Genomic DNA, 26,193 nt, shown 5'->3' with positions numbered 1-26,193 from the left:
GGACGGTGTCGCGAGGGCCCGCGATGCTGTTCGCCATGGACAACAACAAGCGCATGATCACGTGGTGCCGCATGTGGAACGAGGATCCCTCCCTCGCGTACGGCCTGATGTCCGACGATTGCGTGCAGTGGTCGGATCACGGGGCCGGCCTGGACGCGGTGGTCGGCCCGGAGCAGCAGGAACGGTTCGTCACCAGTTACCGGGCGCGGCACGTGAACGTCTTCAGCCCGCGGGTACTCGCCGACGCCGGTGACCGGTTCGCCTACCTCTGGGATGTGCGAAAGGCGGATGGACAGGTGCTGACCGGCATCGACGTCAACATTCTCAAGGGCGACCGCATACGGGAGAACTGGACCTTCGTTGCGGAGCGGCGCTGTGAGCGATCAGATCCAGGACCCGAGGCGGCGGGTAGGACCGACGTCGCCACGATCGAGGCCCTGTGCCACCAATGGGTCCGGCTTCGCAACGGCCGGCTCGACCTGGCCGCGGACGTGGTGACGGACGACTTCTACCTGTTCTCGGGCTCCGGACCGGGTGATGACGCGCACGGCCCCTCCGAGTTGGCCGACTTGATCGGGCGACAGGCCGAGACCAAAGGCCCGCCCGCCATCACGATCCACCGCCAGCCCGTCGTCGACCCCGCACGGGGGTACGCAGCGTTTCTCTGGACGGCCGAAACCAGGGCCGACGGTGCCTCTGTCGGCGGCGTCGACCTCCTGACCGTGCGCTCCAACCGGTTCGCGCGCGCATGGTCCCTGACGGGCACCCGTCCATTCCGGTACTGAAGCGCGCGCTCGCCCCGCGCCGCGGGCAGTGGCCAGGGGAGGGCTCCGCCCCGTCGAGCCGTGCTACGACGGCCGACGGACGGCGACGGTGGGCCGGACCGATGCGGGTGCGTGCCCGTCCGGGCGGCCCATGCCGACGCCCGGATTCCTCCCTCAGGCGCCGAGGTGCTGGGTGAGGAACAGGGCGGCGCGGTCCAGTGCGTGGTCGGCTTCGTCGAGTCGGCCGACGAAGGACTGGAACACGTGCGGTACTCCGGCCGTGACGTCCAGGATGATGTCGACCTCGGCGTTGCGAGCCCTTTCGGCGAGCCGCACCGAGTCGTCGAGCAGGAGTTCGTTCGTGCCGACCTGCAGCAGCAGTGGCGGGAAGCCGGTCAGGTCGGCCAGGACGGCCGGCGCGAGCAGTTCCTGGTTCGGATCCTGTCCGGCGAGATACAGGTCGCCGGAGTGGGCCATGCCCTCGGGAGTGAAGAAGGGGTCGATTCCGGCTTTGCCGGCCATGCTGGCGCCGGAACGGGTGTGATCGAGGCCGGGGGAGAACGCGACGATGGCGCCGGGCACGGGCATCCCGGCCCTCTTGGCCGCGAGCGCGGTCGTCACGGTCAGGCCGCCACCGGCCGAGTCGCCGGCGAAGGCGACGGATTCCGGGCGGAGGCCGTCGTCGAGCAGTGCCCGGTACGCGGCGAGGCAGTCCTCGATCGCCGCGGGGAACGGGTGCTCCGGCGCGAGCCGGTAATCGAGCGACAGCGCGCGCAAACCCGTACGCGTGACCAGGCTGGCCGTCAGTCCCATCGCGGTCCGCGGTGATCCGAGGGAGAACGAGCCGCCGTGGAAGTACAGGATGGTGCCCGGGCGCGTCTCGCCCTCCGGTTCGACCAGTACCGCGGGCCGCTCGCCGAGCACGGTGTCGGACGTGCGTACCTTCGGGACGGGGAACTGTGCCATCAACTCGGCGAAGTCGCTGCGCATCTGCTCGACGGGCAGTGGGTCGAAGTCCTGTGGCCCCTGCCCCAGGGCTTCGGCGACCGTCGCGCGCTGTGCCTTGCTCATGGCGGTACTCTTCAGCGATCTGGTCCGGTGCGAAACGCGCCTGTACAACGCGCTCAACGATCAGCTGCGCAGCCGCAACGGGATCACGGCCTCGCAGTTCGAGTTCCTCCATTACCTGCGCGATCACCCGGGCGCACGCGTCGGTGACCTCGCGGGGTTCTTCGCCATCGGCGTCGGCGCGACCAGCAAGGGGATGGACCGCCTCGAAGGGCGCGGTTGGGTCAGGCGCATCCCCAATCCCGCAGACGGACGTTCATCGCTGCTCGAACTCACCGACAGCGGCATCGAGCTCGTCAACGATGCCGAGAGCACGTTCGCGGCCATCGACGGCCTCGTCCGAGCGGCCCTCGGTTCCGCGGAGCTCCAAGCCGCGGCGCAGGCCCTGCGACAGCTCTGCGCCGCGCTCGAACGCGACAAGATCGGCACGCCTGTCGGCTGAAGCCGAAGCGAGACTTCAGCGGCGGGAGGGTGGGAGCGGGAGGGTGGCGGGGACGGTGGCGGCGAGCGCCGCGCCACCCTCGGGGGCTACTTCGTCTGGTAGACGCCGAAGACGTCGAGCACCAGGTCGGCGTCCTCATGGCCCTGGTTCCAGAAGGTGATGACGCCGTGGTCGCCGTCGCTCGCCTGGACCATGTTGGGGACGGTGTCGCCGGTCGTCCAGTTGAGGGTGGAGGAGACGGGGCGCGGTCCGGCCGGTGCGGTGGGCTCGCCCTCCGCCGGCAGCGCGTACGGGCTCGGGGCGACCGAGAGGAATCCGGTGCCGCGGGTCTCGGTCACGGTGGCGTTCAGCACGTAGGCCTCGACGCCCGTCGCCGCCTCGGGCGTGAACCCCTGTGTGATGTACTCCCGGGCCCGGAACCTGCCGCCGGGCCAGCCGTACGCCTCCTCGCGGGTGTCGAGCGTACGGAAGGGCGTGAAGGGCAGGAAGGCGGCCTTGCTGTCCGGGCTGTAGTAGCCGACGACGTCGACGACCACGTGGGTCGGGGACCAGGCCCCGTTGAAGATCTTGATCGTGCCGTCCTCGGCCACCGGCACGATCACCGAGTTGGCCACGGTCTGTCCGGGTACGAAGTTCAGGTTCGACGCCGTCGGTACCGGCCCGGCGCCGGAGAAGACGGTCATGTGGCCAGGCCCCTCGGGTTCGGTCACCGTGACGTTCAGCGCCACGGCCTTGATGTTCTGGGGCACCCCCTGCAGTCCGCCGATGCGCGTGGTGAACGCGCTGCGGGCGGCGAGTTTTCCGCGGGCCGTGCCGACGCCCTCTCGGGTGTCGACGAACCGGGCGGGCGTCATCGACGTGTAGCCGCTCGCCGAGGCCCGGGTGAAGTAGCCGGTGACGTCGGCGATCAGGTCTACGGGCTGCCAGCCCCCGTTGAAGAGCTCCACGTACCCGTCCTCGCCGACGGGCACGATCACCATGTTCGGGACGGACCGGCCGGCGGTGTAGTTCAGGTTCGAGGTGTTCGGGCGCTCGTAGCCGGCTCCCGGCCACACGGTCACGTGGCCGCTGTCGACGGTCTCCGTGACGGTGACGTTGAGGGCGACGGCCGTGACGCCCGCAGGTACGGAGGCGTTGCCGGCCACCTTGACGCGGGCGGAGCCCTGTCCGGGGACCTTGCCGACCGGGGCCCCGGTGCCGTCGCGGGTGTCGAGGAGACGCGTCGGGGTGTGCGGGGTGAAGTCGGCGCCGGGGGTGAGGAACGCCCCGCCGTTGGTGGCCTGGACGGCATTGGCCGTGTCGGTCACCTTGACCTGCACCTGGTACTCGCCGGACTTGTCGTACGTGTGCGATTGGTGCAGTTCGTAGTTGCCCTGGGCGGTGGCCGTGTCGGTCTTCCCGTCGCCCCAGTCGATGACGATGTCGAGCGCGAAGTCGGCGCTCGTGATCAGGGCGGTGAGCTCGATCCCGTGCGCGGTGTAGCTGGTGCCGCTGACGTCGACCGCGAGGGCCGGGTTGGCTCCCGCGTCGAGCGCAGCCTGCTCGCTCGCCGCGGCCTCCGCGTTCTGCGCGGGTGCGGCCGCCCCGGTGGGCGCAGCCTGTTCCTTCTGTGGTGCAGCGGTGTTGGCGTTCGCCTTGGCCTTCCTCTCGGTTGCGGTGGGCAGGGTGGTACGGATCGTGCGTTCCGCCGGGCTGTGGAAGCCCTCGGACGTGGATGCCTCGGCGATCGCCTCGGTCACCCCCGCCGCGACGGGTACGGGATCCGCCGCCTGCGCGATGCCCGGGATGATGCCGAGACCTGCCGCCACGAAGGCGGCGGTCATTACGAGTCGGTGATTGCGCACCGGCCCCCCCCAGTTGTGGTGATGAGCGAAGAGGGGCCACGGTATGGAAGGTTCCGGCCAAGGGTCACTGGGTTCTGGCGCGATTCACTCCATAGGGGTCAGTGCTTTACCGGCTGTGCGGTTTGCGATCGACTGGAGGGCGTCTGCCGTTCCGTGCGGCCGAGGCCGCGAGCGAACGGGCGGGTCACCTCGGGCTGATCGTGACCTCGTAGGTGGCTCCGGCCCTGCCGTGGGTACGCACGCTGACGGTCTGGCCGTGGCCGTCCCAACCGGCCTTGCTGCCGCGGACATCGACGCGGTAGCCGTCCGGGTACGTGTCTTTGGGCACGGTGATCCGGGTCGGGCCCTCGGCGTCGTCGCGGGTGCGGAAGGTGAGCGTGTAGGTGCGTGTGGCCGGGTCGTAGGCGAACGCCAGCGGGTCGCCCGCCACGGCCTGCGCGTACGGCTGGACGAGCAGCCGGGCGTTGGGCTTCGCGGCGCCCGTCGGGTCGAGGAAACAGTAGCCGCCACCCCGGCACCACTGCCACCAGGTCCAGCCGCTGGAGAATCGGTCCAGGGAGGCCGTCATGTCGGTGACGAACCGGCTCGCGTGCGGAACGTACGGGTTGCCGCCCCACTCTCCGACGATCACCGGCATGTGGTGACGGGTCGGGTAGTCGCTGATCGCGGCCTCGTATGCCGGGATGAACGTGCCGTTGGGGTCGTAGTCGGCGCCGGTTTCCATCGCCGTCTCGTAGAAGTGCGGCGCGTAGCCGGCGTGCGGGTCGTCGATGTGGCCCATGCGGGTGGGAACGCCGAGACCGACGATGACGGTGGGTTCGACGAAGACCCACGACGCGCGGTCGACCAAGCGGATCGCCCGGGCGAGGCGGTTCCACGTTTCGGTGAGTTCGGTGGCCTCGAAGCGGGCCGCGGCAGCGGGGAGGTCCTCGCCTTCGAGGAACTTCGCGAACGGCTCGTTCATCAGGTCGTAGCCGAGCAGCGCCGGGTGCCTGCCCAGGGCGGAGGCGACCGTCATCCACATGCGGGCGTGCGCGGCGCGGAGGTCGGCGTCCTTGTACAGGTGGTCGAAGGAGGTCTGTACGGAGGGCTCGAAGTACTCGGAGAACCAGTCGTCGGGTACAGGCGTGAACGGCAACCCCTCGTCGCGGGTGGCCCAGTCGGGGACTCCGCGGGAGCCGAAGCGGGGCCCGTACACGTCCTGGTGGGCGTCGAGGATGACCTTGACGTGGTACCGGTCGGCCCAGTCGAGGATGCGTCGCATCTTGGAGAGGTAGCCGCGATCGAAGTGCCCCGGGCTGGGTTCGAGGTCGTCCCAGAAGAACGCGAGGCGCGCGAGGTTGAAGCCCCGGGCGGCCATGCCTTCGAGGTCGCTCTCGTGGATGTCGGCGAACGCGTTGGCGCCTCGGCTGTTCTTGTCGGCGAGGTTGAAGCCGCGCCACTGGAGCGCGCGTCCTTGGCCGTCGGCGATGAAGGTGCGGTCGCCGACCGTGACCCGGTCAGGGGCGCGGCCGGGCCGGGCCTGAGCCTGCGTGGGGAGAACGCCGAGCAGGAGGGCGGCCATGGCCACGGCGAGGGTGGCGCGGGCTACGCGGGAGGTCAAGCGCATGCAGGAGACCCCTTCGAGGGTGGCTGCTCGGGCAGCGTGCCACTGACCGGTCGGATGCTACTGGCGAGTGGGTCAACTTCCCAGTGATCAGCTGGAGTTGACGAGTCTTCCCGTGGGATGAACAGGCCGTGCGCGAGCAGCACGCGCAGGCGCGTGGCTGCCCTGTCCGGGCTGAGCAGGAACGCGACGGTGCATCGGTCGCTCGCCGACGAGGCGGCCCGGCGGGTCCACGAGCTGACCGTGGAGCTGGCGACGCACCCGCGTCGGCGCCACCGGCGAGCCCGGACGGACGTGCTCAGTTCAGAGCCCACAGCCGGACGGTCTTGTCCCGGCTGCCGCTGGCGAGCAGGGTTCCGTCGGGGCTGAACGCCACGGAGATCACCTGGTCTTCGTGTCCGGTGAGCGTGGCGACGTGGTCCCGGGACGCCGCGTCCCACAGCCGGACGGTCCGGTCGTCGCTGGCCGTGGCCAGGGTTCTGCCGTCGGGGCTGAAGGAGACCATGGTCACGAAGTCGGTGTGGTCTTTGGCGAGTGTGCCGGTCAGGGTCCCGGAGGCCAGGTCCCAGAGGGACGCGGTGGCATAGGGCTCGGAGACGGCCAGGGTCTTTCCGTCGGGGCTGAGGGAGATCGACTGCGTGGTGCCGTTGTTCGTGGCGATGTCGGTGCCCTTCATGGATCTCGTGTCCCACCGGCGGGCGGCGGGGCCGGATCCCGCGGAGGCGGCGAGGGTCTTCCCGTCAGAGCTGAAGGCCACCGCGTACACGATGCCGCCGGGAACGTCGAGGCTGGTGGTCCTGGTCCGTGCCGTCACGTTCCAGAGCAGGACCGTGCCGTCCTGACCGCCGCTGGCGAGCGTCTTGCCGGTGGGATCGAACGCCACGGCCCGGGCTCGGGCGGTGTGGCCGGTGAGCGTGGCCACCGGCTTGCGGGTCGCGGTGTCCCACAGGCGCACCGTCTTGTCGGCGCTCGCGGTGGCGAGCGTCCTCCCGTCCGGGCTGAACGCCGCGGAGAACACCATGTCGGTGTGACCGGTCAACGTGGCCAGGTGTGCGTGGGCCTGCACGTCCCAGAGGCGCACGGTGCTGTCGTCGCTCGCGCTGGCGAGGGTCTTCCCGTCCGGGCTGAACGCCAGAGAGTTGATCATGTAGGTGTGGCCGGTGAGGGTGGCGACGCAGGCGCGGTCCGAGCTCGGCGAACGGGACTTCCACACCCACGCGGCGCCGGTGGCACCGGCGACGGTGGCGGCCCCCGCGAACAGGACGGCCCGGCGGCCGGGCCCACGGGACCGGCGGGAGGCGGCCGGCCGGGGTGAGGCGGGTGGCGCCGGTGCGGGTGACACCGGTGCGGGTGACACCGGCGTGGACGCCCGTACCGGTTCGGTCGCGGGTCTGGTGGGTGGGTGGACCGCCGGCCCCCGCGGGGCGGGCGGCGCCGTGACGGTCGACAGGAGGTGCACCTGCCGCGGCTCGGCAGGGCGCCCGGCGGGCTGGGTGCGCGGGCCCCGGGCCGTACCCAGCCGCTCGGCCAGCTCGGCGGCCGTGGGACGCTTCCCCGGGTCCTTGGCCAGCAGCTCCTCCAGGACCGGGGCGAGCCGCCCCGCGTGCCGGGCCGGCGGCAGCGGTTTCGTCATGATGGCGTGGAACAGCGACATCAGGCTGGGTGCGGCGAAGGGCGCGGTGCCCTCGACGGCGGCGTACAGCGTGGCTCCCAGCGACCAGATGTCGCCCGGCGAGCCCGCGTCCCCGCCTTCGAGCTGCTCGGGCGGCATGTACTGGGGGGTGCCCACGATGATCCCCGTGCGCGTCAGTCTCGTCGCGCCGGAGCCGTCCAGGACCCGGGCGATACCGAAGTCGGTGATGATCGTACGGCGGCCCTGGACGAGGACGTTGTCGGGCTTAAGGTCCCGGTGCACGACCCCGGCGGCATGGGCCTGCGCGAGCGCGTCGGCCATCTCCGCGCCGATGGCCGCGACTTGTTCCCAGGGCAGCCTGCCGTCCTGTTCGACCAGGGCGCCGAGGGACCGGCCGGCGACGAACTCCATGACGATCCATGGGGCGCCCGTGTGTTCGACCACGTCGTGGACGGTGATGATGCCCGGGTGGTTGAGCTGGGCGGCCACCTGGGCCTCGCGCAGGGTACGTCGGAGCAACTGCTCTCGCTCGTCGGCCGCGACGCCCTCGGGCAGCAGGACCTCTTTGACCGCGACCTGCCGGTCCAGCGTGGTGTCGTGACCGCGCCACACCCGCCCCATGCCGCCCTGCCCGACCAACTCGATCAGCCTGTAGCGCCCGCCCACCAAGCGTGCCCCTGCCCCCGTCATGGCGGTCACTGTAGGCCTCGGGGGACCGAGCCGCGCCGGTCCCGGGGATTTGTCACCAAGACGCACACCGGTGACGCAATGCCCTACGGCCTTCACCAGCCGGGGGCATTGCCGAACCGTGTGCCGGTCGCGATCGTGATCGTGCGGGAGGAGCGACCGCGGCCACCGGCGCTGCCGGGCCCGGGCGGTGACCGGTTCCGGCAGCCGGGAATGGCCCGAACGGGTGAGGGGGCGAGCGTATGTACTGGTGGGGGCCACGGGGTGGTGCGGCCTAGGATGCCAAGATGGCAGGGCTCGTTCCGTATGTGGGGGAGGTTGCTGTGGCCAGTGAGTTCCAGGAGCGGAAGCTTCAGGAGATGTTCGCCGCATTCGACGTGGACGGGGACGGTTACCTGCGGGAGGCGGATTTCCGTGCGCTCGTCGCGCGCTGGGAGCGGCTGCCGAGGGTGGCGGCCGAAACGGAGCTGCGGGCGCGGCTGGAGTCACTGCTGATGGGGTGGTGGGCGGCCCTGTCGGCGCGGGGGGACACCAACGGCGACGGGGCGGTGGACATGGGCGAGCTGCTCGCGCTGGTGGATGAACTGCCCGCCATGGTCGCGACCGTCACGGCGACTGCCGAAACCGTCTTCGAGGCGGTGGACGAGAACGGCGACGGGGTGATCTCCCCGGCCGAGCACCGCAAGCTCGTCGAGACCTGGAACGGGCGGCCGGTCCCGCTGGACGGGGTCTTCGAGCTGCTCGACCTCAACGGGGACGGGCACCTCAGCCGCGAGGAGTTCGCGCTGCTGTGGCGCCAGTTCTGGATCAGCGACGACCCGGCCGAGCCGGGCAACTGGCTGTGCGGCCGCTTCGCAGACTAGTTCTGGGGTTGCGGGCCGAGAGCGCCGGCGGCCGCCCGGGCGCCGGGGCCGACCGCGGGCCCGCCCGCGTCCCCTTGCTCGCCCCTCAGCTCACGGCCCTCGCCCGGCCCCGGCCCCCGGCTCTCGACCGGCTGATCCTGCCCCGCTGCGACCAGGCTCCGCCACGGCCGTCCCGGCCGGTACTTGCCGTCGTCGGCTGACACCGGCCGGGCGGCGATCGCCGCGAAGGTGGCCGAGGCCACCCGGTTCGTCACCGGCGACACGACGGCCTTCGACGACCCGGGCCAGGCGGGCGACCTGGGAACTGCCGGCGCTCCCCGAGCCCCTCGTCCGCGACCTCCTGGGGGCGAGCCGACGCTGGGCCTGCTCCTGCGCCTCACCAACCGGCTGATCAGCCGCCGCATCGCCACCGGCAGCGATCCCGAACACGCGGCGGCGCAGACCCTGCGGGGGCTCGTGGCGCACGGCCCCGCCGTGGTCGACTCCGACCCGGCCACGCTCGACCTGGACGATCCGGCCCGCCGCGCCCAGGCCGTCCGGGCCACGGTGGAGGCGGCCCGGACCCTGCTCCCGCCCGGTGGTGACCGGCGCCACGCGGAGCTGCCCGTCATCGACCAGCCGGAGGCCGTGGACCCGGTCGTCGTCCTTCCGCTGGGCCCTTCCACCACCGCGCAGGCGCTCGCCGTCGCCCCGGACGGCAGGTGGCTCGCCGTTGCGGACTCCGCGGGAGCGCTCCAGCTGTGGAACCGCCTCCAGGAGGCCCGGACCGTCACCGTGCCGGGCCCGTGGGGTGCCGACGCCGGGGCGCACACCGCCGCCGTCGCGCCCGACGGCAGCCGCCTCCTCACCACGTCCCCGAGCGGGGACGTGGACCAGTGGGACCCGCTCACCGGCGTCCTCCTGACCACCGTCACCGACCCTGACGGCCTCGTCAACGGCCCGGCGGTTTCACCCGACGGCAAGTGGATCGCCACCGCCGGCTCCCTGCTCCGCGCGTCTGGGACGCGCCACCGGCCGGACCGTCGCCGGCGTCCGCGCCGAGACGCCGCTGACCTCCTGCGCCTGGCTGCCCGACGGCCGCGGGCTCGTAGCGGTGGGCGAACGCGGCCTGTACTCGAACGAGTTCCGCCCCTGAGGCGGCACCCCCCGGGGGAACCCCAGGGGGGACTGCCCGGGCCGGTCTCGCCGTACCGCGGGGGAGCGGTATGCATCGCGCCGCGACACCTGGGGGAGGGGCGGGATTACCTCAGAGTGGTCCGGTTGGCGATTGCGGTCGGCTCGGCGAGGGGGATGGCAGCGCTGGATGATCACGATCGGAGTGCGCCCCGCCCTCGATTGCCGGTCACGGCATCAGTCCGTCCTTGTAGTAGAGGTCGAAGCGCCGGGTGCCGTCCGGGGCGTTGTCCGTGATGCCGAAGCACAGGCGAGGCCCGGCGGGGCCGGTGTGGACGGCCATGCCCTCGGGTTCGCGCGGGTCGGCGTTGGCGTCGGCTGCCGAGTGGGTGCGCTGCATGTAGCCGGTTTCGGGGTCGTTGGCGGTGCCGTTGAGATCGATCGACGTGGTGTGTACGGCGTAGAGGTCCTCGCCGGCGAGTGGTGCCGAGGCGCTGCCGGTGCGGGGTGTGCCGTCGAGCATGTAGACGTACTGCCCGTGAGCCGTGAACCCCTGGAAGGTAGCCGGTTTGGCGGTGTCCTTGCCGTCGGCGCCGGCCTGGTGGACGAGGGGCTGGCGGACCTTGGCCAGGGGTGTTGCGGGCAGGTCCTTCCCCTCGACCGCCGCAGCCCGCGCGGCGGCCAGGTCGTGGGCGGCGAACCAGAAGGAGCCGCCCGCGGCATACCGCAGGACGAGGCTGCCGTAGGTGGCGTCGACGGAAGGCGATATCTGTACGGCGCCGGGTTCTGGGGGCGCGAGCCGCTGCACGAGGGGGTGGCTGGTCCACAGGACACCGCCGGCGGCGAACGGGAACCGGGCGATCTCCCGCCCGTAGCCTTGGGTGTCGGCCCCGGCCTCGGTCCATACGTAGGCGGGTGTGCCTTCCTTCGCTGGTTCGATGCCCAGTGACACGCCGTGCCCGAAACCGAGCAGGTACATGTAGTCGAGCACCTCGCCGTTGGCGATGTCGTGCCGGGACAGGCACAGGTCTCCGGCGGCGTCGTGCTGCGGGCCGCTGATCTGGAGGGTGCGAGCGACTTCCTTGCCGCCCCGCTGGTAGGCGAGGCTGCTCGCGCCCGCGACCTGGAGCGTGTACAGGTGACCGTTGACCGAGTCGAACGCAATGCTCTGCAGCGTGGTGCTGGTGTCCTGGTTGACGACGTCGCCGAGGCCGGCCCAGCCCTTGGAGGGGCTGTTCATGGCGAACGCGCGCGCCCCGGTCGGCGCCCCGGCCGGGTTGGTGGTGCTGTCTGCTGCGGCGGAGTCACTGACGGCCAGCCGGCCGGCTGCGGCGACGGCCACACCGGCGCCTGCGGTCATCAGGCGGCGGCGTGAGAGTCGGGATGGGGTTCTCATGTGGTTCCTCAGGCGGTGGAGGGCGCGGGCTTCGCCAGGCCGAGCTCGTGGACGTCGATGGCTTCGCGGACGGCGTTCGTGAAGCCGTTCCAGAAGTGGGCCTCGTTCTTCGTCGTGACGCCGTTGCCGGTGCCGGCGGTGGCCCTGCGGTTCTCCGCGCCGTCGAACGTGCCGAACATCGCCCGTCGCAGTTCCGTGGATATTTCGAGCTGGGCGCCGGCCCTGGTGCGGGTGCGGTTCACGAAGTTGTCCTCGTCGTCGCCGTTGAGCTCGGAGTCGGCCGCTGCCACGGTCACTTCGACGGACAGGTCGTCGTTGTCGGTGCGGGGCCCCAGACCGTACTTGTCGAACGCCCAGGCCAGGTTGGCCATCAACCGCCGGTCGCGGCCGCCGATGAGGATCTGGTTCTTCGAGATCTTCTTCTTCGAGTCCTCCTTGGGGCTGAACCCGTGGAGGGAGACGGCGTACAGATTGTTGGAGCAGACGGCCAGGGCCGCCGGGTCGTCACAGTCGGTGGAGGTGATGTGGAGGGCCTCGTCGCTGATGAGCGATTCGAACATCCAGTAGTCCCGCTGGACGAGTCCGGGCACGGCGGCGGGCATGGCGGAGGCGGGGCCTTCCTTGTGGGAGTAGCCGGCGATGGCCAGGCACAGTTCGCTCGTCCCGGCTTCGATGCCGCCGCCGTGCGGGGCGAGGACCGCCGTGCTGCGAACGGCCGTGCTCGTCGCTCTGAGGTTGTCACCGAGCTCTTGCGGGGTGCCGCACCGGAAGCGGCGCATCCAATCGGTTCCCTCCTTGAAGTCAGGGCTGGTGTAGAGGTGGGTGTTCGAAGAGAAGCGCAGCTTGGGAGGGATGGTCGGGACCTCCACGGCTGTGGCCGTACTGCCGTTTCCGGCCAAGTCGTTCAGCAGGGGCAGCGTGGCAAGCGTGGCTGCCGCAGAGGCCAGGACACTGCGACGACTGGCGAATTTCACGATGAGGACCTCTTCGATGGAGGACCGCCTCAGCGGTCGGAAATGATGGAGACCGTCGGACATCGCCCGGGAACCCGACTTCGCCTGTGGCAAGTTCGAGAAGTGCCCCCCCGTGAAGGGCGCGCAGCGCCTGTGCTGCGCCTATTCGTCTTCGGGCAGGGCCTCCGCGGTCGAAGACACGCGCAGCCGGAAGCTGTGCCGGGGATGCCCCGACACACTCTCGAACGCCGGTGTCGTCATGATCAGCACACTAACCCGCCCCACGGGCAACGCAAGACGGAGCAGCCCGGAACAAGCGGAACGAACGCCGCTGCTTGACGGCTCGTAAGTCCTGCGTGGGAGCGCCCAGGGCGCTCCCTGCCCTCCGGCTCGCGCGGTCGGCGTGTGCTGTGGAGGGATGCGGCCCGGGAACCGGTGCGGCGGCCGACTGGTTTCGCGTACCCGGCGGGTCCACCCCGGTGGGCGCCGCACGTCGCAGGCGCTCGCGGGTTCCCTTCAGCGGTGGTCGTCGAGTGGTTCCGCCGCGTACGTACCGTCGGAGAGGACCGCGTCGGTCAGCTCGAACCGCTGCCGCCGCTCGCTCGCCTGTTCCTGCCGGGTGATCACCGTTCCGGCAGGACGGCTGCTGGCGATCTGGACCGCGTTGCCGTCCGGTGCCCGCGTTCCGATCAGGGTGTACGTACGGGCAGCTCTCGTCGCCGAGGCATCTGCGCCCGGCCAAGAGCCGTGCCGGCCACCGCGGCGCCTGCGGGCCCGCGAGGCGAGGCCGAGAGCCACCACGGCGGCGAGACTCCCCACGATCTCCGTGATGGAGCCCGTGATCACATCGTTCAGCATGTCGGTGCGTTCTCTTCCTTCCCGCTCTGCCGGTTGCCCGGGCACGAACGCCCCGCGGTCCGATCGTGGGGCGGTCGCGTACGGATGACGCGAAGGCGCCCGAGAAGCCGGGGACTTCCACCTGACGCCCATTGAGCCAGATCTCGAATTCCCCGCTCCACGACGCTTCGCGGGGTTCTAAAGTGCGTAAGTGACCCGCGTCGAACCTTCCCCGGCGGATCGAGAACTCCTTGCGCTTCTCCACGACCGGGGCCTGGCCGTATCCGCCGCGCAACTGGAACGCTGGCGTGCAGCAGGCCTATTGCCACGGCACCCACGGAAGGCTCTGGGCCGAGGGCGGGGCTCGGTCTCCGTCCTGGACCCTCGCACCGTGGAGATCGCGGATGTCCTGACGCGCTGCAGCGGGCAGGGCAAGGACCTGAGGGTCGCGGTCCTGGTCTGGTACATGCGAGCCGGCACACCGGGGCAGCACTCGCGTGAACCGGTTCCGGAACCGCCCTTCGAAGCCGTTCGTGACGCACTCGTCTGGGCACTGCGCGCAAGCCCCGTCCAGCGCCTGATCGAGCAGGCACGACGAGCAGAGGACGACGTCGACGAAGACGCCCTGTACGCCGACGCCGACAAGTACCTCGCCCGCTCGCCCGGCCCGTTCGGCAATCCGGCCCGCATGCGGGAAGCACTCCTCACCAGCGACCAGGACATCCAGCCGCCACCACGCGGAGCACAGCGCAACCTGGTGAACCTCATTGCCATGATCGGGCTGCGACCAGGTGAAGTGAGCGGCAGGAGCGTGGCAGAGGCGATGGCCGGCTCGGGTCTCTTCCCGTGGCTCGACTCCGAGACGCTGGCCGCCGCCATGGAGCGGGCCGAGCAGGACGGCACACTGGACGAGTCCCTGCGCGAGGCACGCGGGCGCGACGCGGTGGCAGAAGCCGAAGGCGTCACACCCGAGAGCCTGGCGCGCGCACGAGACGTTGCCCGCGTCCTGGGCTTCTGCGGCAGCGTCTACCTGATGCACGGCCTGCTGCTCCCCGACACGGTGGGCCAGCAAGCCATCCGCGCCAAGATCGACGAGCTGGGCCTTGGCGAGGTCGTGCTCGCAGCCGCCCGAAGCTTCAGCAAGGCCGAGGCGGCCAACGTCCTCAGCCTCTGCCTGGACCCCTACGTCGAGCAGCTGAGCGAGCTGCTCCGCGAGGTCATGACCGAGCAAGCCGAGTCCATCTTCCGCCGACCCGGAGAGGACTCGGCCGAGGACCTCATGGCCGACTGGCATGCAGCCTTCCAGGCCGCGGCGGAGCGATAACAGCCGCGTCGAGCGCCGTGGGTTCAGAGTGCGGCGGCGGTGGTGGGGCTTGCGGGTGGTGGGGGTCCGCCGGCGGGGGCCGTGGCCGCCCCCGTGGTGAGGGATTGAGCGAGGGTTCCGCGGACGAAGAGGATGGCGTAGAGCCCGACGGTGGCGGCAGCGACAATGAGGCCGACACCGAGCACCACCTTCACGGGCCGGCCGGCGTGGGCGGCGATGGTCATGGCGAAGACCATGGCCAGTTGTCCGAAGACACCGAATACGGTGGCGAAGGCGGAGGCCACCAGGCCCCACCCGTGCCCCGTCGCCTTGAGCTTGGGAGCGCTACCGGCGCTCGCCTCAAGCGAGTACGTGCACGAGGCGGAGTAGAGCACAGGGGCAAGAAGGATCAAGCCGCCGAAGATCAGGTTCACGGTGAGGAAGCGAGCGAGGGAAATGCCCGGCAGCCACTCCTCCACCACACCGGTTGCGGCGAGCACGGTAGCGAGCACCGCTCCCAGCGCGGTGACATTGGTGACCCAGCTGTCCTTCGCGGACCACGGGACATCGATCGGCAGGGGTGCCGACGACCACCCGAGCTCGACTTCACCCCACAGCCAGCGACCCGGCAGGATCATCAGAACCAGGGCCGCGAGGGCAAGGATGAACGCTCCGCCGAGCGCGTTCTCGTACTCCGGGTCGTGCTCCACTCCCCGGATCGGAGCGAACCGGACGGTTGCCGGGATGACGTTCGTGGCCTTATCGGAATCCGCTGCCGCCACCACCAGCGTTCCCCGGCGGTCAGCGCATCGGCGGTCCAGTGTGAACTGCACGATGACAGCAGCGGGGACTTCGACCGGCAGCGAGGTCGGGGCATCGAGGAGTGCAGCCTGCCCGGCGCTTTGCCGGGTGCACAGCGAGTCGGACTCTTCGCCCGTGGTGTCCAGGTGGGCAACTGCCGTGATCTCGCCGCTGAGGTCGGTAGTGGCGCTGACCACGAGGCGGACGGTGCCGATCATGTTCCCGGTGCGTTCGTCCTTGTCGAGTTCGACTTGCACCGTCTTGTCCGGCCCGGCGACGATGAGCTTGTCCTCCGCGTGTGCCGGGCCGGCGAGCAGCCCGGCGAAGACCAAGAGGATGCAGATGAGCGCGGCACGTCCGTGGACGATCATGCCTCGCAATGATTCTCTCCGCACGACTGCGTGTCGCACGGGCACGCCGCAATGAGCCCATTCGCCTCCGTCTCCAATCCCTGCTGGGAGAGTTGCCCCCGGCCACGGTGCGACTGCGGCATGCGTGATGCTGGACGGCGAAGGAGGGCCGGCGTCCTTCCGACGCGCCAGGAGGACTCGTTCGACTGGCTGGCGACGGCGCACTCCGTGGACCAAGCAGCGACGCAGGTGCCCCGACCGCCCGAATAAACGGATGGTCAAGGGCGCGCCTGGCGCGGCAGGATGCTCCGCATGACCTTGCCCACCCCCGAGCTGCGCACCGCCCGCCTGCGACTGCGGCCGTTCACCGATGCCGACGCGGCGCCGCTCTACGCCCTGCACAGCAGCGCCCACGTACTGCGTTACTGGGACTCCCCGCCGTGGACCGAACCGGCCCGGGCCCAGCGCTTCATCGCGACCTGCCGGACGATCGAGGAGGAAGGCGCGGGAGCGCGGGTGGCCGTCGACCGCGTCTGCGACGGCGCGTTTATCGGTTGGTGCGGCCTGACCAGCTGGAACCCGGACTTCCGCAGCGCGTCCCTGGGCTACGTCTTCGACGCCGCCGCGTGGGGCCACGGCTACGCCACGGAGACGGCGCACGCCGTCCTGCGGTGGGCGTTCGACGCCCTGGACCTGAACCGCGTCCAGGCCGAGACCGACACCCGCAACGTGGCGTCCGCCCGGGTCCTGGAGAAGCTCGGCTTCGTCCGCGAAGGCACCCTCCGCGAGGACTGCGTCGTCAACGGCGACGTCTCCGACTCCTGGGTCTTCGGCCTCCTCCGCCGCGAGTGGCACCCGACGACCACGCCGATGACCGGTCGCTAGGGGGTGTCCGCAGAGTCCCGCCTGTCCCGCGGCGTCCGGCACGCCGAGAGCACGCACCGGACACCGCGGGCCCGCCCTGCGGGCGGACGCCGCCACTCTGCGGACACCCCCTAGTAGTGCTTTGTTAGCTGGTCTTGTCACGTCGGGTGTCTGGTAGTTCGCTGGCTGTATGAGGGCTGGGGAGCTTGCGGCGGTGCGGGGTCGGTTGGAGGAGTTTGCTTCCGTGGTGTTCGCGCCGTTGGTGCGGCGGGACTGGCTGGAGAAGGGCCAGCTGTATCTGCGGGGCCTGCTGCTGGACGGCCGGCGTAAGTCGATGCAGCCGATGGCCGGACGCCTCGGGGTGGGTCATCAGCGGTTGCAGCAGTTCATGACGTCTTCGACGTGGCCGGTCGATCAGGTGCGGGCCCGGCTGGCCTGGCGGGGCAGTGCAGGCGGTGCGTCCGCAGGTGTGGGTGGTGGACGACACCGGTTTCCCCAAGGACGGCAAGGCCTCGCCCGGGGTGGCCCGGCAGTACTCGGGCACCCTGGGCAAGGTCGGCAACTGCCAGATCGGCGTCAGCGTCCACGCTGCCTCGGACACGGCCTCGTGCCCGCTGTCGTGGCGGTTGTTCCTGCCGCGGTCGTGGGACGGGCCCGAAGCCGCCGGACGCCGGGCGGCCTGCCGGATCCCTGACGGTGAGCGCCACCGGCTCAAGTGGCAGCTGGCGCTGGAGATGGTCGACGAGCTCGACTGGATCGGGCTGCGGCCCGCCGTGCTGGTCGCGGACACCGGCTATGGCGCGAACGCCGACTTCCGTCACGGTCTGGAAGGCCGTGGGCTGGCCCATGTTCCGCAGGCCAAGGGCGAGATGACCGCCCACGGCGAGGACGCCGAGCCGCACCAGCCCCTCTACTCGGGACGCGGCCCCCGCCCGCTGCCCCCGGTCGGTTTCCTTGCGCGATCACGTGCTGGCCGCGGGACGCCACCGTGGACGGGCCGCGACCTGGCGCAAGGGCTCCAAAGCCGCGATGAGCTCGCACTTCGTCCTCCAGCGGGTCCGCCTCGCGAAGTCCCGCTGGCGGATCGAGCACGACTACCGAGAGCTGAAGGCTGCCCTCGGCCTGGACCACTTCGAAGGACGCTCGTTCATCGGCTGGCACTGCCACATCACCCTCGTGAGCGCCGCCCACCTGTTCCTGACCGAAGAGCGGACCTGCCCAAAAGCCCCTGCCAGGGCCTGACCCTCTACCAGGCCCTGGACCTCCTCCAACACATGCTCGCCACCTGGACCGGAACCTGCCCCACCTGCCGACAGGCCATCCCAAGACCCCACGACACCAGCTAACAAAGCACTACTAAGGCCCTGCTCCCCTCCGGTTCATTCCCGGAGAGCGCAGGGCCTTCGCGGTCCTTCTTCCGCGTAGCGCCTTTCTGATGTCCGGGGCGGCCGCGGACGGTGGTCCGGGGCCGCGGGGTTGGCTATCTGGGGTGGTTCAGGCGGTTGCGGGCGGTGCGGCTGTGTGAGCGTGGGGAGCCGGGGGTGAGGTGGAGGGAGTCGGCGATTTGGTGTTGACGGGCCTGGGGGACGCGTCGCTCAGTGTCAGCGCGAGGACCTGCTGTCGGGCTGGTTGACCGATGAGGACGCCCACGAACTGGCCACCCTGACGTCGCGGTCGGTGAGTCGGCTGACGGCGGCGTGCCCGGCGCCGCTGGCGGTGCTGGGGGAGGCGCGCATCATCCACCGGGACCGGGCGGGGGCCGCCGGCCTGCGGGTGACGCTGGCGTGGCCGGCCATGCTGCGCCACAGCGGAAGGGACGGCGGCCGGGGCGGCCCTGCACGGCGTGTCTTGAGCCGGCCCGGGCGTGGAATGCGTCTGCCCCCACCACGCCTGCGGAGGCGTGGTCGCGGCTGACGCGTGCGCCGTGCATGGCCGGGCTGTCCGTCCGGCGCTGGAGTGGCGGCCGGGCGGCGGCGTCCGCTGCACGAACCTACGGCACAGCCGTGCTGCGGCCGAATAGGCCGGTACTGTGCCGGTCCGGCCGGATTCCGCCGGAGGCCTCGACGTACATCTGGTGCCGCGTCAGGCAGCTTCTGCCTGGGCCGTATTGCGGCTCAGGAGTCTCCGGACAGTCCGCCGGGCGCTGGGATGACGCCGAGCTGCTGAAGGAAGCCGAGATCGTCTCTGTTCGACCATTTTTCGGCGAGTCTGCCGTTCTCGATGCGATGCATGACTGTCGCCGTCACCATGAGCGGCTTTCCCGTGGCGGGGATGCCTGGGAGGTCTCTCTCGTGGACGCCGCGGGCCGTCAGCCGCGTTACGACGTTGGCGCCCTCCGCGATCTGGTCTTCGATCTCGTGGGTTCCGGGTGTGGCGTCCCAGAAGATGCGGAACGCCTGCTTGAGTCCTGCGCGGCCGGGTGCGAGTCCCGGAAACGGCGGCGCTGAGTGGTCGCGATAGTCCTCGGCCACGAGGTTGTCCATGGCGTCCAGGTTGCCCTCGTCGATCTCCCGGTAGAAACGGCGAACCAGCCGCTTGTTCTCCTCGGCGGACACGGGAACCCTTCTGCACGCTCGCTTCACGTTGCCGAAACGGCACAAACGACCTGGAGCGTCGTCCGTCGGACCCGCGCCCGCACCCGCGGCGCGACAGGCCGCCGCCGACGCTCACTCAGACGCGCTAGTTGGTGCGGGCCAAGACGTTGTTGACGCCGGTGGCGCCGCCGGGCCAGTGCCGGTGGACGAGCCACCGATTGAACTCCCGGGTCGGGGACGACGTTCATGCGGGGCGGTCGTCTGGTACCGATCACCGACCTGCGCTGGGCAGCGCCGCAATCAGCTCGTCATGCGCCAAGTTGCCCTCCAGCTCAAGGAGCAGAGCCTCCGGAGCGTGGCCGTGCCGCATGATCACCGTATTGATCTCCCGGGTTTCCCTGAGGCGTGGGAGGCATCGAGGCACTCCTGTGGGACACCTGCCGCGCCGCTCACGGCATCCTCGGCGCGATCGTGGTGTGCATGTGGGGGCCCAAGGCGCCGGCGCGGTGGAGGATGCGCACGTCCTCCGATGCCCTTTCTTGCAGGGGCATATGAGCGAGACGTGTGGTGTGAGGGAGCGGTGTGGATGTGATCATTCCCGTCGCGGCGGGTTACGGGCGGGGATGCGCAGGGCGAGCAGGACGGTGTCGTCCTCGGGCTCGGCTGCCCCGACGGTGTCCAGGAGGGTGTGCAGGACTGCTTCGAGGGGTGTGTCGGGTGGGGTGGCGGCGAGTTGTCGGCCGAGGCGGTCGATGTGTTCGTCGATGTCGTGGCCGCGTTGTTCGACGAGTCCGTCGGTGTAGAGGAGGAGGGTGCTGCCCGGTGCCATCGGGCGCATGTGGCAGGTGCGGGGCCGGTACGGCAGCGCGGGGTGCAGCAGCACATCGTGCCGGGTCAGGCGTTCGACCGTGCCGTCGGGGTGGGCGAGCAGCGGTGGCGGGTGGCCGGCGTTGCTCCACTTCAGATTCCAGTTGCCGCCGGCCGCTGGTGTGAGATGGGCGTGGACCATGGTGCAGCTCGCTTCGAGGCCCAGTCGCAGCCAGGCTTGCTCCACGGCGCTCAGTGACTGGTCGGGTCCCTGGCCGGGATGGTCGTGGTCGGCTTGCCGCAGCATGCTGCGGACCTGTCCCATCACGGCGGCCGCCCGCATGTCGTGGCCGGTGATGTCGCCCACGGTGACCGCCAGCGCCCCCTCGGCTGCGGTGCCCGTACCAAGGTCCGGCAGCGGGTATGCGTCGTACCAGTCTCCGCCGACGAGGTCGTCGCGCGCGGCCGGCCGGTAGAGCGCGGCCAGTTCCATGCCCGCGACCGCGGGGAGGTCGGTGAGCATGGCCTGCTGGAGCTGGCGTGCGACGGTGATGCGTTCTTCGAGGTGGAGGGCGCGTTCGACGGCTTGCGCGGTGTACCCGGCGAGGGTGGTCAGTACCGCGCGTTCGTCCGTGTCGATGTCGTAGCGGCTCTCCCACCCCAGCACGAGTACCCCCACGACCCCGCGCGTGCCTCGCAACGGCAGGCAGACGGCCGTGCTCAGCCCCAGAGCGTCGAAGCCCGCGACGGCTTCCGGGGCGTACCCGGCCGTGATCTCGGACCGGTCACCGATCACGATCACGCGGTTCTCGCGCGCCGCCCGGGCGCTCGGCCAGCGCGAGCTGAGTGCGTACGCCTCGGGGACCCGCTCGAAGGGCTGATCCCCGCCGACAGGGTCCGCGATGCGCTGCAGACGCCCGCGCTCCACGAGGGCCAGGCCGATGTAGGACGGTTTGAGATCCCCGCTGACCAGGTCCCCGACCCTGCGGCGTACCTCGTCCAGGCCGCTGGTGTCGGCGAGGTCCTCGGCGGCCCGCAGCAGCAGCTGGGAACGGCCCAGGCGCGAGCGGAGCCTGGCAGCCGCCGTATGCGCCGCGTCGACGGCCTCCTCGGCTTCCTCCTGCGCCCGGCGCCCGCTCTCGGCCCGCACGCGCCCACGGATCTGCGCACTGCAGGCGGCGGCCAGGTCCGACAGATCCCGTACTTCGTCCGGGCTCCAGGAACGGGGCTGGTCATCCACGACCGCCAGGACGCCCAGGAGCTCGCCGGAGGGGCCCGCCAGGGGAACCCCGGCGAACGCGAAGTCGGGATCACTGCCGCCCAGGGGCAGGAACAGCGCCTGTCCGAGCTCGGCTACCCGAAGACAGCACCGGATGACCCCAGGTGGCACGCTGGATCCGGCCGGCCAGCACTCGGGCGCCGCGCCCGCCGACTGTCCGGGCGGGTTGAGCCAGACAAGCCCCTGCGGCGCGCTCAGCAGACGGGTGGCGAGCCGGGCGAACCGGTTCAAATGTCTCTCCCCAGGCCAATGGATCATCTCCAATTCTATTCTCAGGTACCCGCGAGATGACCCGAGGAACGGCACCGTCGTGCGGGCAGCCGCCCGATGGAGGCGAGAGACGCTCACCACGACAGGTACCGCTCTCCTCGCGATCGACATGCTCGACGTCTAAGAGCACCAGGAAGCGGAAATGCCCGGTCAGCCTGTGCGCAAAGGCCGCCGGGATTGGGCGGGGTCCTGCAAGCGGGCGCGGGCTGGCGGGGTCGCCTGGAGAAAGAACCTGGGGCCGGGGCTGGCTGCACGGGTGAAGGGCAGGCGCTCGGCGAATCGATGTTCGGGTCCGCTTCCGCTTCACTGCCGTGGCGGAGAACGGTTCCAAGCGGCTCCGCTCTGGCCGGGGCGGCCCTCGATGACGCGCTTCTCAGCCTCCTGGTTCAGGTCGTCCCGGGTGCGTTCCGACGACGCCTCGCGGGACTTTTGGCCGCCGCGGTGTGAGGCGGAGTCGCCCTGGGCGGAGCTGCGGCTGGCGGCCTTGCTCTCGCCGGAGCGGGCACCCTCACCGACTCACCCCGCCCGGGTTCGTCGCGGGTTCGGGAACGTCCGCGCCCACCTCACCTGCCCGACCCGTGCCCCCAAACCCCAACGCTCCGGCCTGGGACGGCCACCCGGTGCCAAGAACAAACACCGGGCACCCGCTACGACGCCGACAAGACCGTCAAACGACCCGAGACCCCGGGGCCATCGGCAAGCCCGGAAGATCTTGGCAGGCAGAGAACAGGCTCAGGTACCGAGGAGCTCGATGACTTCGCTCACCCGGCGGACCGGGAGGGGAGTCCACCGCGGCGTTGGCGCCAGTCGGGAGACCACTGCGCTGAGCCACTCCGGGTCTCCGAGGCGATGCAGCGCCTTCGCCTCGGACATCTTCGCGACCAGTTCGATGGCCAAAGCCATGTGCACGGACGTGTAAGTGCGTTCGTGGTGAGTGTAGTTCACCGACCAGGGCTCATACCGATTGCGAATGCCGGACAGGGAGCAGCCATCTCGGCCACCGTCCATGTAGCCGCCTGCGGCGACAATGAAACCCCCGGTGCGGGTGGCCATCCATGACTTCATGGTGATCCTCAGCCCAACGGTGTGGAGGCTGGTCCACGGGACGACGTCCCGGGGGTCCGCCTCTCCCCGCACGTGGTGCTCGATGCCATCGGTGGCGAGCACCAGGTACGACCCCTCGTTCCGCGTTGCGTCACCGATGACCCATCGGTCCCCGACCAGTTCGAGCGGCCCCAGGTACTGCATCAGATTCCCCCCAGTGGATCATGTGTTCCCCTGCCGGAAATCTACCCCCAGGAGGCCCGTCCACAGGAGTCGTGCGGCCGCGGGAGCGCCCCATCACAGCGACCCAGTGCGTGCCCGGTCTCGCCGTGACTCAGAACCCCCGGCACATAGGAATCCAAGCTCAGCGCCTGTCTCCCGATCCCGGGCCCAGGACTGAGGCAGCAGTCTGGTTGCCCACTCCTGCGCCATCGAGCAACTCGCCGGCCTGCACCGGCCTGCCGGACTGGTCATCGCCCTCGCCCCCCTCACGCCGGCACGCCGGCCGCCGTCTCGGTCAACTGGCGCCGCTACCGGCAGAGCCAGGCCTGTCGCGTTCCTGTGCCCGCCGCCGTGCTGCCCGCGGCTGGTCCGTCACCTGATCCGGAGCAGCGGGCCGTCCCTGCCCGTCCACACCGATACCGGCAATCGAAGCGAACCAGGCCCCCTTTACTCGCTGTCGTTGAAGCGGTCTTCTGCCCGGGGCGTCCTATCCGCGGCTGGCGGCGCAGCGTACGGTCGGGGGATGTCAGGCGGCCGCCCGATGCGTGTCTATGGGTGGGAGAGCAGATGGAGTCGCCGAGGGTCACGGTTCGGTGGGAAGGCAACAACACGGCAGTGGTCGTGTGCCGGGGCGAGTTCGACCTGGACACGGCCAGCGTCCTGGCCCAGGCCTGCGCCGGGGAGGCCGCGTCCGCGGAGCTGCTGGTCCTGGATGTCAGGGGGGTGGCGTTCGCGGACTCCACCTTCCTCAATGAGCTGCTGCGCCTGCTGCAGTCCCGGCCTGTGGTGCTGGCGGGGCCGTTGCCGGGGCAGTTGCGGCGGATGCTGGAGATGACGGGAGCGCTGGCGTTGTTCGAGGTCCGCGACGACGCCGCGACGGCCTGAACGCCTCGTTGAGCGTCTCGTCCCCTTCCGCCGGCCGCCGTCAGCTTCTGTCGGGGTGGAGCTGTTTGTCGGTGAAGGTGGCGGTGATGGTCTTGCCGCCGGTGTGGATACGGGTGGTGAGGGTGTCGGCGAGGTCATTGACGATCCGCCATCCGAAACCGCCGGCCCGCTCGGGGGCCCAGGCCCGCAGTTCGGGCAGGCAGCTGCTCGCATCGGACACCGCGATGCTGAACGTTCCCGCGCTGACAGCTACGGTGAAGCCGGTGACGCCGCCGGCGTGACGGCGCGCGTTGCCGACCAGCTCGGACACCACCACCAGGACGTCGTCCACACCGCGCGCGGCCAGGCCCATGCCCGACAGGACCGCTTCGGCCGTCGTGCGCGCCATCGCGCAGTCGATGGGCCCGTCCACCGCGTTCAGAGACCGGGATGAAATGCCTGTTTCATCCATGTGACGCGCCTTCCCCCGCTCCCCAGCCCTACACAATCCCGAGGCCACAGTCCCCGGGATCACACCGCCGGGCGCACTCCCCGGCCGGGGAAGCGCTTGACGGCACAGACCGGGACAGGGTACGCCCGCAGTCCGTACCGGCGGCAGGTCCATGTGCCCTGGCCGGGCGTGCGGGCTTCGCCGCCGCAGCCTGGGGCGGAGGGCGCGTCCGTCCGGGTGGCTGCGGCGGCGGATGGGCCAAGCTCCGAGAGGCGGTGTGGTGGCAGCGGGCAGGAATGACCAGGTGTGCGCCGATGATCGGCGGCCTGACGGCGATCCCTGTCGAGAAGGAGTTCGCCCTCGTGTCCGAGAACATGTGGAACTACAACCCGCAGTCGCATTACACGCCCGGTACCAGTCTGGTCGGCTTCAAGGTCGAGGCCACGGACGGGCACATCGGTAAGGTCGACGAGGCGACCGAGGAGGTCGGCTCCGCCTGCATCGTCGTCGAGACCGGTCCGTGGATCTTTGGCAAGGAAGTCCTGGTGCCCGCCGCCACCATCGTGCGCGTCGACGTGAGGGAGGAGAAGGTCCAGGTCAGTCTGACCAAGGACCAGATCAAGGACTCCCCGGAGTACGACAAGGACAAGCACCGGGGCAATGCCGCCTACCGCAGCGAGGTCGGAGAATACTACGGCCGCAACGCCGGCATCCGACCCCGTGCTCCACGGCTGCGGCCTCGCTACAGGCGGAGCCGCAGCCGATATAGACAGGACGTGCTGCCGACCCGCAAGGACCGCTGTGTCGCGTTCTAAGCGCGCTGCTGCCAGCTGCCGACGAAGTCTGCGCTGCCGCAAGCGGTCTGTGCCCTCTCCTCAAGGAGCCGGCGGAAGGCCGCTGCCGGGTACCGCTCCGCAGCGGGAGAGCCGGGGATCCCGGCGACCTCGGCCAGACAACGCTGGGGCTGGCGCTGCCAGCCGGTGACCAGCACGCGCAGGCCCAGGGCCTCGGAGCGCCGGTGGACCTCCAGGAGAGCAAGCAGACCCTCAGCATCCATGAACCGGACACCGCGCAGATCCACGAGCAGGTCCCGCACGCCCAGGGCGATACCGTCCAGCACCTCCCCCAGCGCCACACCGCCGTGCCCGTCGAGTTCGCCGCTCGCGTTGACCAGGGCGGAGTTTCCGTACTGCTGGACGTCGACAGTGATCACAGAGCCCTCCCGAGGCCGGCCTGACAGAGGTAGGGCCTCCCATACTGGCGTGCCATGTCCCGGTGTCCTGTGAGGCTCGCTGACGGCGGGACACGCCTCCGGAGGTGTCGATCCGGCCGGGCGTCCATCGCCGGGAGCGCCGCGCGGCTGCGGACGGACGAGCCGTGAGCGCACCCCGCAGTGGAGGACGGCGTGAGCAAGGGCCGCCCGCACGGTCCGTGTCCGTCGGGGCCATCCGTCTGCCCCGGGACCGTGCACAGCAGACGGCCGCCGCTTCGGCGGACGACCGTCACGAGCCGTCCACTGGACCCCGAGGGCGGCAAGTACTTCATGGGCGGCCCCGGGCTCAACCCTCACCCAGCACCGGATCTTGACCGCAAAACCGGCCCCGAAGAGAACTCGGCGCGAGTGTAAGGGCAGCACGGGCAAATCAAGAAGCTGGGGAACCATGGTCTTCGACCTCCGCAACACCACGTGTCTGGAATGTCGTTCGATACGAGTGCTGCCTTGACGAGGCGGCGGGTGAGGGCTTTGGCGACGGGCGCACTGCTGGTGCTCACCGGGTGCGGCGGCAGCGGCAACGAGGGTCCCGTCTCATGGGAACGCCCCTGCGACATGCTGCCCAAAGCCGTGGTGGAGAAGTCGGTCGGCGTTCCGCTCGTGGCGGCTGGCTCGAAAGGGCCGTACGGTTTCCAGTGCCTCTACCGGCCGCCGAAGACCGCCGAGGACTTCTGGACGGTCACTTTCAGATCCGACACCGCCGGCACGCAATGCCCTGACCCGAAATCACAGCCCGCACCGGAAATCGACGCTGACGCGAACAAGATCGACGACAACGGCCGGGTGGTCGTGGGGACCTCGTACCACGGCCACTGCCTGCGCATCGCGGGCTAAAGGGTGTTGCAGAAGGCTGAGTTCCGGGCATTTTCCGTGTATGGGTGGGGTGTTGCGGGTTGAGCCGGTGTGGGTGGAGACGTTCACGGGC

The 26,193-nt window shown here is 70.5% G+C and carries 21 protein-coding genes and 3 pseudogenes; 10 read left to right on the top strand and 14 right to left on the bottom strand.

All coding sequences use genetic code 11. The features are described 5' to 3' along the window. The first annotated feature begins 35 nt into the window (after window positions 1-35). Complete coding sequence (locus tag AB0M92_RS36410) at window positions 36-785, top strand: hypothetical protein (RefSeq protein ID WP_366106655.1); 750 nt, start codon at window positions 36-38, stop codon at window positions 783-785. A gap of 153 nt (window positions 786-938) precedes the next feature. On the opposite strand, the gene AB0M92_RS36405 is transcribed toward AB0M92_RS36410, so the two are convergent. Continuing rightward, window positions 939-1,835, bottom strand: a complete 897-nt coding sequence (locus tag AB0M92_RS36405; protein ID WP_366106654.1) for an alpha/beta hydrolase — start codon at window positions 1,833-1,835, stop codon at window positions 939-941. Here AB0M92_RS36405 and AB0M92_RS36400 point away from each other — a divergent pair. After that, the gene (locus AB0M92_RS36400) at window positions 1,834-2,274 is read left to right on the top strand and encodes a MarR family transcriptional regulator (protein WP_366106653.1); all 441 of its coding nucleotides are present in this window, start codon (window positions 1,834-1,836) and stop codon (window positions 2,272-2,274) included. The two genes, AB0M92_RS36405 and AB0M92_RS36400, sit on opposite strands and share 2 nt — an antisense overlap. Window positions 2,275-2,360: 86 nt before the next feature. On the opposite strand, the gene AB0M92_RS36395 is transcribed toward AB0M92_RS36400, so the two are convergent. The 3 genes from AB0M92_RS36395 to AB0M92_RS36385 form a co-directional block, all read right to left on the bottom strand. Further along, window positions 2,361-4,097: a hypothetical protein gene (locus tag AB0M92_RS36395; RefSeq protein ID WP_366106652.1), complete on the bottom strand. Its 1,737-nt coding sequence runs from the start codon at window positions 4,095-4,097 to the stop codon at window positions 2,361-2,363. A gap of 205 nt (window positions 4,098-4,302) precedes the next feature. After that, the gene (locus tag AB0M92_RS36390; RefSeq protein ID WP_366106651.1) at window positions 4,303-5,727 is read right to left on the bottom strand and encodes a cellulase family glycosylhydrolase; all 1,425 of its coding nucleotides are present in this window, start codon (window positions 5,725-5,727) and stop codon (window positions 4,303-4,305) included. 295 nt (window positions 5,728-6,022) lie between these two features. Then, complete coding sequence (locus tag AB0M92_RS36385; protein ID WP_366106650.1) at window positions 6,023-8,047, bottom strand: protein kinase; 2,025 nt, start codon at window positions 8,045-8,047, stop codon at window positions 6,023-6,025. A 320-nt stretch (window positions 8,048-8,367) separates the two neighbouring features. Between AB0M92_RS36385 and AB0M92_RS36380 the strand changes: the two genes are divergently transcribed. Next, window positions 8,368-8,907 carry an EF-hand domain-containing protein gene (locus AB0M92_RS36380; RefSeq protein WP_366106649.1) on the top strand — a complete coding sequence of 180 codons (540 nt, stop codon included), beginning with the start codon at window positions 8,368-8,370 and terminating at the stop codon, window positions 8,905-8,907. Here the strand turns inward: AB0M92_RS36380 and AB0M92_RS36375 are convergent. The 4 genes from AB0M92_RS36375 to AB0M92_RS36360 form a co-directional block, all read right to left on the bottom strand. Further along, window positions 8,904-9,170 (bottom strand): hypothetical protein, encoded by a 267-nt coding sequence (locus AB0M92_RS36375; protein ID WP_366106648.1) that lies wholly within the window; start codon window positions 9,168-9,170, stop codon window positions 8,904-8,906. The genes AB0M92_RS36380 and AB0M92_RS36375 overlap by 4 nt on opposite strands. A 1,079-nt stretch (window positions 9,171-10,249) precedes the next feature. Further along, the gene (locus tag AB0M92_RS36370; RefSeq protein WP_366106647.1) at window positions 10,250-11,380 is read right to left on the bottom strand and encodes a hypothetical protein; all 1,131 of its coding nucleotides are present in this window, start codon (window positions 11,378-11,380) and stop codon (window positions 10,250-10,252) included. A gap of 44 nt (window positions 11,381-11,424) precedes the next feature. Beyond that, a complete protein-coding gene (locus AB0M92_RS36365) occupies window positions 11,425-12,390 on the bottom strand; it encodes a poly-gamma-glutamate hydrolase family protein (protein WP_366106646.1) in 966 nt (321 codons plus the stop codon). A 495-nt stretch (window positions 12,391-12,885) separates the two neighbouring features. Next, a complete protein-coding gene (locus AB0M92_RS36360) occupies window positions 12,886-13,227 on the bottom strand; it encodes a hypothetical protein (protein ID WP_366106644.1) in 342 nt (113 codons plus the stop codon). 370 nt (window positions 13,228-13,597) lie between these two features. On the opposite strand from AB0M92_RS36360, the gene AB0M92_RS36355 reads away from it, so the two are divergent. Beyond that, window positions 13,598-14,530, top strand: a complete 933-nt coding sequence (locus AB0M92_RS36355; protein WP_366106643.1) for a hypothetical protein — start codon at window positions 13,598-13,600, stop codon at window positions 14,528-14,530. Window positions 14,531-14,553: 23 nt separating this feature from the next. On the opposite strand, the gene AB0M92_RS36350 is transcribed toward AB0M92_RS36355, so the two are convergent. Continuing rightward, window positions 14,554-15,681 (bottom strand): hypothetical protein, encoded by a 1,128-nt coding sequence (locus tag AB0M92_RS36350; RefSeq protein WP_366106642.1) that lies wholly within the window; start codon window positions 15,679-15,681, stop codon window positions 14,554-14,556. Between the two features lie 291 nt (window positions 15,682-15,972). Between AB0M92_RS36350 and AB0M92_RS36345 the strand changes: the two genes are divergently transcribed. Next, entirely contained in the window at window positions 15,973-16,545 is a 573-nt protein-coding gene (locus tag AB0M92_RS36345) for a GNAT family protein (protein WP_366106641.1), read from the top strand. 169 nt (window positions 16,546-16,714) lie between these two features. Next, window positions 16,715-17,766, top strand: a pseudogene (locus AB0M92_RS36340) (IS701 family transposase). A gap of 872 nt (window positions 17,767-18,638) precedes the next feature. On the opposite strand, the gene AB0M92_RS36335 reads toward AB0M92_RS36340, so the two are convergent. Both AB0M92_RS36335 and AB0M92_RS36330 read right to left on the bottom strand, forming a co-directional pair. Continuing rightward, complete coding sequence (locus AB0M92_RS36335) at window positions 18,639-19,079, bottom strand: ester cyclase (protein WP_366106640.1); 441 nt, start codon at window positions 19,077-19,079, stop codon at window positions 18,639-18,641. A 571-nt stretch (window positions 19,080-19,650) separates the two neighbouring features. Continuing rightward, window positions 19,651-21,375: a SpoIIE family protein phosphatase gene (locus tag AB0M92_RS36330; RefSeq protein ID WP_366106638.1), complete on the bottom strand. Its 1,725-nt coding sequence runs from the start codon at window positions 21,373-21,375 to the stop codon at window positions 19,651-19,653. 559 nt (window positions 21,376-21,934) lie between these two features. On the opposite strand from AB0M92_RS36330, the pseudogene AB0M92_RS36325 reads away from it, so the two are divergent. Further along, a pseudogene (locus AB0M92_RS36325) lies at window positions 21,935-22,169 on the top strand (hypothetical protein); the annotation flags it as partial. On the opposite strand, the gene AB0M92_RS36320 reads toward AB0M92_RS36325, so the two are convergent. Then, window positions 22,147-22,662: a hypothetical protein gene (locus tag AB0M92_RS36320; protein ID WP_366106637.1), complete on the bottom strand. Its 516-nt coding sequence runs from the start codon at window positions 22,660-22,662 to the stop codon at window positions 22,147-22,149. The pseudogene AB0M92_RS36325 and the gene AB0M92_RS36320 overlap by 23 nt on opposite strands. A gap of 585 nt (window positions 22,663-23,247) precedes the next feature. On the opposite strand from AB0M92_RS36320, the gene AB0M92_RS36315 reads away from it, so the two are divergent. Then, window positions 23,248-23,565 (top strand): STAS domain-containing protein, encoded by a 318-nt coding sequence (locus tag AB0M92_RS36315; protein ID WP_366106636.1) that lies wholly within the window; start codon window positions 23,248-23,250, stop codon window positions 23,563-23,565. A gap of 40 nt (window positions 23,566-23,605) precedes the next feature. Here the strand turns inward: AB0M92_RS36315 and AB0M92_RS36310 are convergent, their stop codons facing one another. Then, entirely contained in the window at window positions 23,606-23,953 is a 348-nt protein-coding gene (locus AB0M92_RS36310; protein WP_366106635.1) for an ATP-binding protein, read from the bottom strand. A 404-nt stretch (window positions 23,954-24,357) separates the two neighbouring features. Here AB0M92_RS36310 and AB0M92_RS36305 point away from each other — a divergent pair. Beyond that, window positions 24,358-24,708 (top strand): annotated as a pseudogene (locus AB0M92_RS36305) (PRC-barrel domain-containing protein); the annotation flags it as partial. 98 nt (window positions 24,709-24,806) lie between these two features. On the opposite strand, the gene AB0M92_RS36300 reads toward AB0M92_RS36305, so the two are convergent. Continuing rightward, window positions 24,807-25,208 (bottom strand): STAS domain-containing protein, encoded by a 402-nt coding sequence (locus AB0M92_RS36300; protein WP_366106634.1) that lies wholly within the window; start codon window positions 25,206-25,208, stop codon window positions 24,807-24,809. A 531-nt stretch (window positions 25,209-25,739) separates the two neighbouring features. Between AB0M92_RS36300 and AB0M92_RS36295 the strand changes: the two genes are divergently transcribed. After that, complete coding sequence (locus AB0M92_RS36295; protein ID WP_366106633.1) at window positions 25,740-26,102, top strand: hypothetical protein; 363 nt, start codon at window positions 25,740-25,742, stop codon at window positions 26,100-26,102. The last annotated feature ends 91 nt before the right edge of the window (window positions 26,103-26,193 follow it).

Origin of the sequence: Streptomyces sp. NPDC051582, assembly GCF_040681715.1 — a bacterium.
Classification (GTDB): domain Bacteria; phylum Actinomycetota; class Actinomycetes; order Streptomycetales; family Streptomycetaceae; genus Streptomyces.
This window is presented reverse-complemented; position numbering and strand designations above follow the sequence as displayed.